This window comes from Ensifer sp. D2-11, assembly GCF_054161295.1.
The window spans coordinates 578225-590505 of record NZ_CP096435.1; the positions used below are offsets into that span (position 1 = coordinate 578225).

Annotated in this window: 12 protein-coding genes and 1 pseudogene; 7 read left to right on the top strand and 6 right to left on the bottom strand. The window is 59.2% G+C overall.

Annotated features, from left to right (window positions below; genetic code table 11):
• Positions 1-6: 6 nt before the first annotated feature.
• The gene (gene cpaB / locus M1D34_RS28570; protein WP_498786162.1) at positions 7-798 is read right to left on the bottom strand and encodes a Flp pilus assembly protein CpaB; all 792 of its coding nucleotides are present in this window, start codon (positions 796-798) and stop codon (positions 7-9) included.
• Between the two features lie 43 nt (positions 799-841).
• Entirely contained in the window at positions 842-1354 is a 513-nt protein-coding gene (locus M1D34_RS28575; RefSeq protein ID WP_498786164.1) for an A24 family peptidase, read from the bottom strand.
• A 258-nt stretch (positions 1355-1612) separates the two neighbouring features.
• On the opposite strand from M1D34_RS28575, the gene M1D34_RS28580 reads away from it, so the two are divergent.
• The 6 genes from M1D34_RS28580 to M1D34_RS28605 all read left to right on the top strand — a co-directional run bounded on the left by M1D34_RS28580 (position 1613) and on the right by M1D34_RS28605 (position 6377).
• Positions 1613-2908: a pilus assembly protein TadG-related protein gene (locus M1D34_RS28580; protein ID WP_498786165.1), complete on the top strand. Its 1296-nt coding sequence runs from the start codon at positions 1613-1615 to the stop codon at positions 2906-2908.
• Positions 2909-3019: 111 nt separating this feature from the next.
• On the top strand, positions 3020-3532 hold the full coding sequence (locus M1D34_RS28585; RefSeq protein ID WP_498786167.1) for a pilus assembly protein N-terminal domain-containing protein: 513 nt from the start codon (positions 3020-3022) through the stop codon (positions 3530-3532).
• A gap of 195 nt (positions 3533-3727) precedes the next feature.
• Positions 3728-4090, top strand: coding sequence for a transposase (locus M1D34_RS28590; RefSeq protein ID WP_498779747.1), 363 nt, complete (start codon positions 3728-3730; stop codon positions 4088-4090).
• Positions 4087-4434: an IS66 family insertion sequence element accessory protein TnpB gene (gene tnpB, locus M1D34_RS28595; protein WP_018240454.1), complete on the top strand. Its 348-nt coding sequence runs from the start codon at positions 4087-4089 to the stop codon at positions 4432-4434. The genes M1D34_RS28590 and tnpB overlap by 4 nt, the downstream gene beginning before the upstream one ends.
• A gap of 72 nt (positions 4435-4506) precedes the next feature.
• Complete coding sequence (gene tnpC, locus M1D34_RS28600) at positions 4507-6072, top strand: IS66 family transposase (protein WP_498780409.1); 1566 nt, start codon at positions 4507-4509, stop codon at positions 6070-6072.
• Entirely contained in the window at positions 6072-6377 is a 306-nt protein-coding gene (locus M1D34_RS28605; protein WP_498779751.1) for a hypothetical protein, read from the top strand. The genes tnpC and M1D34_RS28605 overlap by 1 nt, the downstream gene beginning before the upstream one ends.
• A 74-nt stretch (positions 6378-6451) precedes the next feature.
• On the opposite strand, the gene M1D34_RS28610 is transcribed toward M1D34_RS28605, so the two are convergent.
• The 4 genes from M1D34_RS28610 to M1D34_RS28625 form a co-directional block, all read right to left on the bottom strand.
• Positions 6452-7750, bottom strand: coding sequence for a mechanosensitive ion channel family protein (locus tag M1D34_RS28610; protein WP_498784400.1), 1299 nt, complete (start codon positions 7748-7750; stop codon positions 6452-6454).
• 321 nt (positions 7751-8071) lie between these two features.
• Positions 8072-9832 carry a tetratricopeptide repeat protein gene (locus M1D34_RS28615; RefSeq protein ID WP_498784402.1) on the bottom strand — a complete coding sequence of 587 codons (1761 nt, stop codon included), beginning with the start codon at positions 9830-9832 and terminating at the stop codon, positions 8072-8074.
• Between the two features lie 128 nt (positions 9833-9960).
• Entirely contained in the window at positions 9961-10263 is a 303-nt protein-coding gene (locus M1D34_RS28620) for a hypothetical protein (RefSeq protein ID WP_498786274.1), read from the bottom strand.
• An 883-nt stretch (positions 10264-11146) separates the two neighbouring features.
• On the bottom strand, positions 11147-11602 hold the full coding sequence (locus M1D34_RS28625; RefSeq protein ID WP_498784404.1) for a transposase: 456 nt from the start codon (positions 11600-11602) through the stop codon (positions 11147-11149).
• Between the two features lie 217 nt (positions 11603-11819).
• On the opposite strand from M1D34_RS28625, the pseudogene M1D34_RS28630 reads away from it, so the two are divergent.
• Positions 11820-11961, top strand: a pseudogene (locus M1D34_RS28630) (1,3-1,4-beta-glycanase); the annotation flags it as partial.
• Positions 11962-12281 lie beyond the last annotated feature (320 nt).

Below are 12281 nucleotides of genomic sequence, written 5' to 3' on the forward strand. Positions count from 1 at the left end.
AAAGGATCAGCTACCGTCGGAACGGGAGGGAACTTCCACGATCGACATACGTCCGCCGTTGAAAAAGCGCACCATGCCGCGGCGGGTTCCCTCGGCTTCCACGACCGAGGCTTCGTGATTATCTGTAATCGCACGAAGTGCGAGCGAAACCGTGCCGGAGGCTTCCGCCGCCGCAACGGCTGCGATCTGTTCGGGATCCACTTCGAGCGTTGCGGTCTTCCCGATGACCGAGGCTCCATCGGACGCCTGCGAAACGGTCTGATCGACCGCGAGAACGCGAATGTTGGATAGAATCGCTCGGCTGACGACCTTACCGGCGTCCCCGGAGGCGTCAGGTCGGGCAACGGTGTGAATGACGTCGACATGGTCGTTCGGCAGGATGAAGCCACCGGCGGTGCTCTCGGCCGTAACGCGAACGGCAATCGCCCGCTTTCCCGAAGGCAGCAAGCTGGACAGATAACCCGTGCCGCCCTGCGCAAGCTTGTCCTCGCGGATGGGTTCTCCCGCTACGAAGCCGCTTAGAGCGAGCGAACCCTTGAGCGCTGTCGTCGCATCGGGTCGGGAGCTGCGGCTGATGAAGACAGGGGGGATTTCGCCCTCCCACTGCTGCCATCGCAGCTGGCTCTCTTCGATCGCCGCACCGCGCTTGAGTTCCGCCGCGGCGACGAGCACCTCCTGCGCCGGCGTTTCTTGAAGCTCTGCAACCTCGACCGCAGGCTGATCGCCGGCGCCGAGCGCCAGCCAGGAGGCGGCTCCACCGGATGCCAGTGCGAGCAGGAGAATGACGATACGGATCATGGGTCAAACCTCGTCTTGTGCCAGGGGAGCGTGGCGCCGTCGATCAAAGAAGGGCGAAGCACCAGTGGCTTTCCGGCAGCAGCAGAAGCGCGGCCGGCGCCATTGCTGCGCCATAGGGAATCCCCATCTCGCGGTCGAGCAGTCGCTTCGACCAGGCGTTCTTCTTCAGGACGAGCGGTAGAGGCACCCGTCGAAGCTGAAGAAGCCCAAGCGTCAGGGCCGCTCCGATCACCGACGTGTAGAGGATGAAAGGAAGCGCAAGGTCGGCGCCGAGCCAGAGCACGGCGACGGGCAGGAGCTTTGCGTCACCGCCGCCGATCCAGCCGGCAGCAAAGAGTGCAAAAGTGCAGACGAGCACGCCTGAGGCAACGAGAACACTCGACGAGATAGTGGCGATGTCCAGCCCCGCAGCGGGCGCAAGAATGGCGAAGGCGATCACCAGGAAGACGACCAGGCGGTTGGATATGGTCATCGTCGCCACGTCCCTGATGCCGGCGTAAGTCATCGCTCCGGCAAAGACGAGAAAAGCGAGCCAAGCTGCGGAAGTCGAGATCATCTTCGATGCCTCATGCACAAGGGCCGATGGGGGCCGGTTGGAATGTCCGGAATGTGCCTATTGCGCCATGGAATATCCATTCGACCTGATGGACTAAGCACGCCACGCGAACGGCTGGGATCTGGACTAGGCCAACTGGTCGAATCGCCGGCAAGCGGCGGGCGGGATATATCGTCCCACCGGAAAGCCCTGTTGCATCTCGCCCAAAGAATGCAGCGGTTCCGAGTAACGACATGCCTCCGGCTTCGGGAAACGTCCATGAGCAAGAGAATTGACGCAATCGATGACGCAAGCCGTTCGCCTCGGCGACAAGGGCTCGCGTGGCGATTCCTGAAGGCCGAAGGCGGCGCCGTCGCGGTCATCGCTGCGGTCGCTTTTCCCGTGCTCGTCGGTGCGATGGGCTTGGGAGCCGAGACGGGATACTGGTATCTGGAAAAGCGTAAACTGCAACATGCGGCGGACGTATCGGCCTATGCCGCAGCCGTGCGCCATCGCGCAGGTGATCAACAATCCGCACTTGAGGCCGCCGCACGCAGGGTCGCAGGCGGCTCGGGTTTTTCGCCGGGGGGTCTCACCGTGTCCACCGCCCCGGGCTCTGCCGGTGGATCGAACAAGGTGACGGTCGAACTGACCGAGACACATCCGCGCTTGTTTTCTTCCGTGTTCGGCACTGGGACCATCACCATGAAGGCGCGTGCAGTCGCTCAGGTCACTGGCGGCTCGAAGGCTTGCGTGCTTGCGCTGTCGAACTCCGCATCGGGCGCCGTGACCGTAACCGGCTCGACCGAAGTCCTTTTGTCCGGCTGCAGTGTGGTCTCCAATTCTAATGCCGCCGACGCCTTTCTGATGAAGAACGGCAGCGCGCTCATGTCGACCGATTGCGTGTATACCGTCGGCGAAGCCGTAACGACGACGGGTCTCACCCTCACGGGTTGCAGCAAACCCGTCCAGCAGATTCCGCCGACGCCGGATCCTTTTGCATCCGTCGCCGAGCCGGACAAGCTGCACATTCAGCAGCTTCCTTGTCGAGATCTGACCTATGTCTCGAACTCCACCTACGTCTTCGACCGGCTTGCAAGCGGGGTCGAGGCAATCCGTTTCTGCGGCGGAGTGGACATCAAGGGAACGATCACACTGAAGCCTGGTCTCTATATCATAGACGGCGGCGAACTGAAGATAACAGCCGGGGCAAAACTCACCGGCGAAGGCGTTACCTTCTTCTTCACCAATTCGGCGGTCGCCAATCTGCTCGGCAACGGCGACATCGATCTGGCCGCTCCGACCAGCGGACCCTTTGCCGGCCTGCTGTTTTTCTCAAGTCGCCAAAGTGCCGGCGTAATCCATCAGATAACAGGCAATTCCGAGTCGACGCTGGTTGGAAACCTCTACGCGCCGACGGGCCAAATCGACTTCACCGGAAACTCGACCGTTTCCGGAGGATGTACGCAGATTATTGCCGATCAGGTCACTTTCACGGGCAATTCGACAATGGAGACCTGCGCCTCGCCGACGGACGAGATCCTGGTCGGTCGGACGGTGTCGCTGATCGAGTGAGGCGACACGCCGCCATGTCCGCAAGCGGAGCGGTAACTTCTTTGTAGCTGGCCGGAACGCAAGGGACGTCCAGCCGTTGACCTCAACTGTCATCAATGCAGGAGTTTTCCCATGTCCAGGCGCTCAACGGGGGCCGTCTTGTTGCTGGCGATGTCAGCTCTGGTCAGGCCCGCAGCAGCGGACGAGCAAAAAACGGCTATAGTTCCGGTTCAGCAAAGAAGCATGGGAGCCGAAGGGGTGGAGCGGCTTGTCGTTGACTTTGCCAAGGCGGTTGCGCTTCCTCGGCCGGCGAGCACAGTCATCATCGGCAACACGGGAATAGCACAGGCAAGCCTGAGCGACGACAGGACCGTGATCCTCACCGGCAAGACACCCGGCTCTACGAACCTGATCGTGATCGACAGCGACGGCGCCGAAGTGGCGAACCTCGTTCTGGATGTCGTTGCGAGCAGCGGCCGTCTGGTCACGGTTCATCAGGGCGTGCGGCGGACAACCTTCACATGCGCGAGGCGCTGCGACCCGGTTCTGCTCGTCGGAGACGACGCTGACCACTTCAACGCCACGGCCTCGCAAATTGCCGCGCGCAACGGCTTTTCCGCCCCCTCCCCGGATAACCAGCCGTGACGGCATTCTTCCCCCAGGGCGTTTCACGGTTTCATTGAAACAGTGAAACGCTCTAAGGCTTGAAACTACGCAGTTCCACACAGAAGAACCGTGAGCGTCCGGTGAGCGGATTTTGCTGAACGAGCCAGTTAGGCGATGTTCTGGCATTAGAACCAGCATTAGTGCTGACACTAATATCAGATCTGGGAGGTTGGCATGGCTCGCATGGAGATCATTTCCGGCGTTGAGCGTAGGCGGCGGTGGTCGAAGGAAGCGAAGCTGGCGATATTGGCTGAAGCCGATCAACCGGGCGTTCGCATTGGTGATGTCGCTCGTCACCATGACATTTATCCTGCGCAGATCCGTTTATGGCGGAAAACGCTTAGCCACTTCGATGTGTCAGCATCGTTCCTTCCGGTCCACCTGGTCAACGAAATAAGCCTCGGGCAGATGCCGGCAGCCGGCGGGGCGCCGGTGCTTATCAAGATCCAGCTACGAAATGGTCGCAGTTTGAAAGTTCCGGCGGACATTGAACGCAAGACGCTGTCATCGTTGATCGCGTGTGTTGAGGCTGCATGATCGGGCCGACAGGAAATGTGCGGGTCTACTTGGCTTGCGGGGTGACCGATATGCGGCGCGGTATCGATGGTCTGTCTGCAATGGTCGAGGCGGTGATCAAGGAAGCGCCGGGGTCCGGAGCGATCTTCGGGTTCCGTGGAAAGCGCGCCGACCGGATCAAGCTTCTATGGTGGGACGGCCAAGGGTTCTGCCTATTCTACAAGATTCTCGAGCGCGGATACTTTCCTTGGCCGACGGCGAAAGATGGTGTTGCGCATCTGACGCAGGCTCAGTTGTCGATGCTTGTTGAAGGGATTGACTGGCGCCGACCAGCGTGGACTTCCGCCCCTGGCCGCACGGGATAAAAGCTATATTTTACAGGGACATCCTGGGCAAAACGCTAGTGCTTTCGCTGCAAATCGGCTATGTTTTTGGGCATGAAAGCACCGCCGCTGGACAGTCATGACGAGCTATTGGCATTGCGCGCGCTCGTCGCTGAACAGGCGGCGAAACTCAGCGCGCAAGAAGCCGAAGTCATCAAACGCGACTCGATCATCGGTCTTCTGCGCGCGCAGCTGGAACTGCTCCGACATCGGCAGCACGGCGCTTCTTCGGAAAAGATCGATCGGAAGATTGAGCAATTCGAACTGATGCTCGAGGAGATCGAAGCCTCTCGCGCCGAAGCTGATGCTCGTTCCGGAAAAGGCCTGCTGCCAGATCTGGATGATACCCCCGACAAGCCGAAACGCAGACCTCTGCCGGATGGCCTTCCAACTGAAGAGCGGGTGTACATAGCGCCCTGCAGTTGCCCGACTTGTGGTGGCATGTCCTTCCTGAAGGCGGCCGACAAGGTGGTCCAGGTGTTGGAGCATGTGCCGGCTTCTGTGAAGATCGTCCGGCATATCGAGAAGCGCATGGTCTGTAAGGACTGCGATACGACGGTGTCTGGCGAAATGCCGACCTTGCCGATCGGGCGAGGCAAGCCCGGTCCGGGGTTGCTCGCGCATATCATGGTCGCCAAGTTCGACGATCACATCCCGCTCTACCGTCTCTCCGAGATGTACGACCGCCTGGGAATAGACATCTCCCGGTCTGTCATGGCGGACTGGGTTGGCCGTGTGTCCGTTCTGCTTTCGCCCCTCATCTTGCTGATCAGAGCCCATATCGCCGCGGTCGACCGAATACACACGGACGATACCCCGGTCGATGTTCTCGACCCTGGACGAGGAAAGACGAAAACCGGCAGGGTCTGGGTCTATGTCTTCGATGGCAGCGGCTACCAGGATCCCACGCCCGGAGCGATCGCCTATTACTATAGCCCCGACCGAAAGGGCGTGCATCCGGCTGAACACCTCGCTCACTTCAGCGGCGTAATGCATGCGGATGGGTATGCTGGCTATAGCAAGCTTTACGGCAACCAGATCATCGAAGCTGCCTGCATGGCGCATGTGCGCCGCAAGTTCCATGATGTGATCAAGCTCAAGCCATCTCCGATCGCCGACGAGGCTCTGTCGCGCATCGGTGCACTCTACGATATCGAGGATCGTATCCGCGGCATGTCGGCTGACGAGAGGCGAACACTGCGCCAGCAACACGCCAGACCCATCCTGGCGGACCTTAAGGCCTGGATTGAAACGACGCTTTCGACGCTGCCGCAGAAACAGAAGCTTGCAGAAGCGATGCGATACGCTCTCTCGCGATGGGCAGCTTTGAGCGTCTACATTGACGATGGCCGTGTCGAAATCGATAACAACATAGCTGAGCGCGCCATGAGGCCACTCGGAATTGGAAGAAAAAATTGGCTCTTTGCCGGGTCAGACAAGGGCGGCGAGCGCATGGCCAATATCCTGACTATCATCGAGACAGCTAAACTCCATGGCCACAATCCAGAGGCCTATCTGGCAGACGTCCTGACCAGGATCCAGAGCCATCCGAAGGATCGACTTGAGGAACTGCTCCCGTGGCAGTGGACTCCGGCAAAAGACCGGTGCGAGGCTGCGTGATGGCACGCTCAAGGATCATCTATACCCTCAAAGAGGTCGCTGAGATGATCGGCGAGAACCTCGAGTTGATCGAAGAGGTGACCGCCAACTCGGATAATATCAGCGAGGGCGAATTGCTTTATGTCCGCGACGGCACCGAATACGGCACAAAGGGTCTGACCGAGAACGGCGTGGACGAACTCCAAAATCTCCTCGCCGACATACGGACATGGGATGGTGGAATCCGCCAGTTTCTCGTCGATGAACAATGCGATCCGGATGTGGTCGAACGCGTTATGGCCGACGAGATGAAACGCGGCCTATAATATCGGCCTCTCGACCAAGCGAAAATGCCTTCGCCGGACGCTCACGAAGAACCGGCACCGATCAGGCTGTAAATCTATCCTCGCGGCGGCCGCTGAATCTCCACCGGCGTCTTCATGATGATTTCTCGATGCGGAAACGGGATGGATACCCCCGCATCTTTGAACGCATCCCATAAGGCCATCAGAACTTGGCCGCGCACATTCGTCAGACCGTTGGCGGGATCCGAGATCCAGAAGCGGAGGCGGAAATCCAGCGAGGAGGCACCAAAGGCGGTCATCCAGCAGACCGGCGCCTTGTAGTCATTGACGACGCGGGGAACGGCCGATGCGGTTTCGATGGCGATCCGTACCACCTGATGCGGATCGCTGTCGTAGGATGTGCCGAAATCGACATCGATACGGACGTAGTCGCTCGAAAACGACCAGTTCACCACCTGTTGCGAGATGAAGTCCTCATTCGGGATGAGGTATTCCTTCCCGTCGCGGGTAATGACCGACACGAAACGTGCGCGGAGGTCGCGGATGGATCCGAACGTGTCGCCAAGCGTGATCGTGTCGCCGGGCTTGATCGATTTGTCGAGCAGGATGATGATCCCGGAAATAAAATTGGACACGACCTTCTGCAGTCCGAAGCCAACGCCGACACCGACAGCACCCGAAAAGACCGTCAGCGCCGTGAGATCGATACCCGTCGCGGACAATGCGATTGCACCGGCGATCACGATCAGAACGATCTTGATGACTTTGCTGATCAGCACTTTGAACGATGGCGAAAGGTCACCCGAACGCTGAACCCAATGGGCAAGCACATTGCCGACGAGCACTGCGACCCAGATGAGGGCGACTGTCAGAACAATCGCCTTCAGCACGATCAGCAGTGAAAGACGCATCACGCCCAGATTGACTGCGGCAGCATCGAGCGCCGACAGGATAGGGCCGTCGAGGCCGGTGGCATATACGGCGAGGTATCCCCAGCTTACTATGGCCACCAAACGCGACAGGGTCGGGTTGCGGATGATCTTGGTCAGCGCGGAAATTATAAACCAGGCGGCCGCCAGGGAAAGCGCCGTAGCGACCAGCCATCGTTGCGACGGCCAGGTACCCTGTTGGAGAATGACGTTCGCAAGCCACAGCCAAAGGGTCAGAAAAAGCCATTTCAGGCGGCGCATGAAGGCGATGATGACGCGCAGCAGATCTGGATTGCCCTTGATGCGCCGAGCCCTGGTTTCCATCGCCGGCTCGGTTCTGGATGCGACTAAGGAGGCGAAAAGATAACCGGCGGCGATAATCCCAAGCTGGTAGAATGTCCATTCGCTGAGCACGAATGTCCTGAACCAGATTTCAAGCGGTCGAACCATCTGCATGAAATCCACGGCGAAGCCTCTTGACTAGATCTGCAAAACCCCCTGTTCCAAAATGTTAGCCCGAAGCGGCCCAGTGGAAAATAGTTCACTTCCGCAGTGCCGTGTTGCACAAGGCCCTACTGCATGTTTCCTTTGATCGTAGCCGATTAACGGGACAACAACATGCAGCAGATCAAAGTGCTACAGTGATCTTTGCGCGTCTGATAAGACGCGTCGCTGTGGATCACGATCATCTTAGGTCGGGTTGACCGCGTATCGTCCCTCTTACACTTTGAAAGTACGCACTTCCGCACGGAAAACCGTTACACACTTTTCCTGGAAGTGCTCTAGCTAGATGGAGACTCCCGCCTCGCGGAGCCCCTCCACCAGCCGGTCCATCAGATGGGCATCTTGGTAGGGTAAAGATCGCCTCAGGTGATCTACGGAAAAGCTCGGGTTGACCCCCAATAGTTCCCGCCAATAGCCCCGCGCTTCTTCGTGGCGCCCGGTACGACCATAGAGGCAGGCAAGATAAAAGCGCGTCATGTCCGACCGGGGCGCAAGCATTAGCCGACGTTTGAAGGCGACCTCGGCCTCGTCAAAGCGGCCGAGATTCAACAAAGCCCTCCCCTGGAAGTGCAGCGACAGATCGAATTGCGGGTCCAGCCGGTGGGCTCGTGTGTACAGCGTCAGGGCTTCTTCGTGCCGGCCCTGGAAATCCCGTATGGTGCCGAGTGCCGTATAGGCGTTGGCGGAATTGGGGTCGAGTTCGATCGCCCGCTCTGCAGCGTGCTCCGCCTCGTCCAGACGCCGCATCCAGGAAAGGGCAAGCGCGAGTGTGTAATGGCCTTGCGGCTCGGAACTGTCGGTATCGATTGCCTTTTGGGCCAGTCCGAGTGCCTGTGTGAGATTGTCAGGCGTCGCGCCGTTCCACTGATTGATGAAGTCGGTCAAGGCGATGATCGAAAGCGAAGCATGGGCAGCCGCCATCCCTGGATCGATCTCGAGGACGCGGTGCAGCATGCGGCGGGCCTCCATGGACGACAGCGCGTTGAACTGCAGGATCGCCTGACGGGAGCGGACGAGCAGGTCATAGGCCTCTGGATCGACCTTGCCGCGGCTCTCGCGCCGCTCCTCCTCGCCGGCCGTCAGCTTGACGCGCAGCGCATTGACGATGGTGCGCGTCACCTCGTCCTGCACGGCGAAGATATCTTCAAGCCCGCGATCGTAACGTTCGGCCCACAAATGGCCGCCGGTCGTGCCGTCGATCATCTGGGCGTTGATGCGGATGCGGTTGGCCGCCCTTCGTACGCTGCCTTCCAGGACGTAGCGTACACCGAGTTCCCGGCTCACCTTGCGGATGTCGGGCGTCTTGCCTTTGTAGGCGAAAGAGGAGTTCCGGGCGATTACGAAAAGGCCGGAAACCTTCGAGAGATCCGTGATGATGTCTTCGGTGATGCCATCGGCGAAGTAACTTTGCTCCGGGTCGCCAGACATGTTGTCAAATGGAAGGACGGCTATAGACGGCTTCGCCGGAAGCTGCGGGGGCGGTTCGGCAGCAATCTTGGGGGGCTCCCTCGGGTCCTTAGGCGACCAGGTCCAGATGTGCACCGGCCGCTCGATGTTCTTGACTTCATGATAACCGCTGTCGACGAAGTCGATGTCGGTGCGACCATGCACATATTCATGAATTCCATCCGAAATCGCCACGCCGCCGGGGTCGGCAAGCGCCTCGATACGGGCAGCTACATTGACTCCATCGCCGAAAAGATCGCTGTCCTCAACCATGATGTCGCCGAGATTGACACCGACGCGCAGGACGATGGCACGGTCTTCCGGCAGGTCTCTGTTTGCGGCCGCCATGGCCTGCTGAAGTGCTGCAGCGCATTCGACGGCGTTGACCGCGCTGCCGAACTCGACGAGCACGCCGTCACCAGTTCTCTTGAAGACACGGCCCTGATGAATACCGACGAGCGGCTCCAGCACCTCTTTCCACCGAGCCATAAGCAAGGTGTGGGTGCTCTTTTCGTCACGCTCCATGAGTCGGCTGTAACCGACCGCGTCAGCGGCCAGAATGGCTGCAAGCCGGCGTCTGATGGATTCCTTGGCCATATGCAATGGCGCCTTCCCGGTGCCCGCAGATCAAAAACACTGCCGTCCTTTTCCCGTCCATTCGGCGGTTCGCGCATTGATGCGCTCTAACATCAAAACATGCAGAACCACTTCGCGAAGAGCAGAGCTCAGCCTTGCTCCAAAAGTGCCCGTGCGAGCTCTTCCCATTCTTCATCGACCGTCGAGGTCGATGGTGCGATACCGCATCGGCGATACCAATATTCGGCGTTCGATTGATCGCCTTCCTTGCGATGGAGGTAGGCATGCACATGCATGCCCGCCCTATTCTCGTGCTCCTGCGCGCGTTCGTGCGCCTTGTTCCAATCGCCCTTTCCATCCCACCACAGCGCCTGCAGTGCAGGGCTTAAACCGACGGGCGGCTGTGGCTTGGCGAGCGATTTTCTGAAGGCCTGCAAATCCAAATCATCCATCCTCGTGAAACTCGAAACTCCGATAATACGCTCGCCCAGGCCCGAGCGGTAGCATGCATCGGGCAATATTCGGAGTATGCCGACGTTGTCGGAAATGATCAAAACACGCGCCACACCTTCTACTCGAGCTCATCAAGGAAGATCGGATCCGCGACCGCCCTCGTTTGCGCCTTTGGATCTTCGTGCTCGCCCTTCGAGCTCTGCGCGATTATCTGGGTGGGAGCACGCCTAATGCGCTTTCGAGGAGTGCCCCTAGATCTTGTTCGAGCCTGCCATCCTGGCGGACGCTCCTGCTGCCTCGCCGCGTCAAGCTCTGCTCCGCCGGTGGACGGCATCACTGCTCGTGCAATGTCGACGTCGCCCGCATCTTCGCTGGTGGTATCTGAATTTGTCGGAGTGGCCGGCACGATGTCAGCCGAGGAAGGAGTTGCGGGTGCTTCAGTCAAACCGAACAGATGCGAGGCCTTCTCCTCCACTTCGCGCGCCAGAGCCCTCCGGTCGGTGTCTCCCTAGACTGAGTTTTTGGGGCTTTTGGCTGTCGTCGCGCCGACTTGAATTCAACACCGAATCTCCGTTGTGGTGTCTTCATGGACTTTCGGTCCCAAGCAAAGCCTGAAAAGGACAACGCCGGTCGGCGCCGCGGCATCCTGATGACCGCACCAATACAGCCCCCTTACCGCGCGCTTTAACTTCTCCACGCGCGAGGCGGCTCTGTGCTTTACGTGCCCACTCGCAGCTCGCGTGCCTTTCGCGAGGTGACGGCGGGAATCAGCAGCGCACCGTTTTGCCGGCCCAATTAGAAATCGGAAGCAAATTCGAGCTGTTGGCGTCACGCAGTAGGCTGCCGAAGGGACCGTCGAGCCGGCGCATTCCGGTCGTGACATTAATCCAGCCCAAGCCTCTTGCGCAGTTCGGCATTTTCCGATCGCAACTTTTCCGCCAGAAGCTTGCGGAGCCTCTGGTTTTCTTCTTCGAGCCGAACGAGATCCGCCAGCTCCTGGCCGCCGGGCAGAGGCTTCTCGGCCTTTTGCTCAATCGGCTTTACGGTCCGCTTCCACTGATAGTAGGTTTGCTCCGAAATGCCGGCGCGCTTAATAGCGTCCTTGAGTGTAACTTTGCCTTCGGTGACTTGCGTCTCTATCAGCTTGAGCTTCTCTTTTCTCTCTTGTTCGCTATACCGCCTCGGTTTAGCGGCCGGCGTCTCTGATACAGCTCGCTTTGGTTCGGCAACCGCCTTCTGGCGCCGTGGCGACCTCTTCTTCTTAGCCGCTGGTGCTTCCACGTCGGCGTTTGGCGCTACAGCCGCAGCAATTGACCCGGTGTTACTCTCGTCAGCCATCAGTAATATCCTCCTTAGTCATCATTTTGTTTTCTGCTGAGTGCACCACAGAGTCAACACAGCCATCGAACATCTGCTTTACAGATAGTTGATGTTGGACCCCCGTACTAGGGAGCCATGGGTGCTTGCTGGTAGTCGTACCTGTCAGCTACTGCACCGCGCACCAGTCGCGGATGTGGGCCATGCAAAGGTCACCTCCATCCTGCTCGGTTAAGGCATGCACGATCCGATGTACATGCTTGTCAATCTTGCGATCGGCGGGATGGCGGGACCGCCAACCGACGGGCTCATGGACGGCGCCGCAAATGACGGTCGACTATGTCAAAGCCTATTCGCTCGACGCCGACTGGCACATCTGAGCTAGGAAAGCAGATTTGAGCCAGGAAAGAAATTTCCAGCGGCCGGCAGCGCCAAGGGTCTGCCGGTCAGGATGGATCGACCGAACCCGCTTCCGCTAAACATTGTTTACACTGTCCATCCGTCCTCTTCGATGAAGGACCAGCTCCCCATCAAGGCATCCGACTTGCCGCGAAGACGTCGGTGCATTCAGGATTTTCGCAACGGGCAAAACGCCCGCTTGCGGCATCACCCAGCAGACCGGGAGCGGCCGTTGACACATTCATGGGCCACGGGAGGAAACGGGACGAAGCGCCCAATCGAGATCTCCGGGAAATCGCCA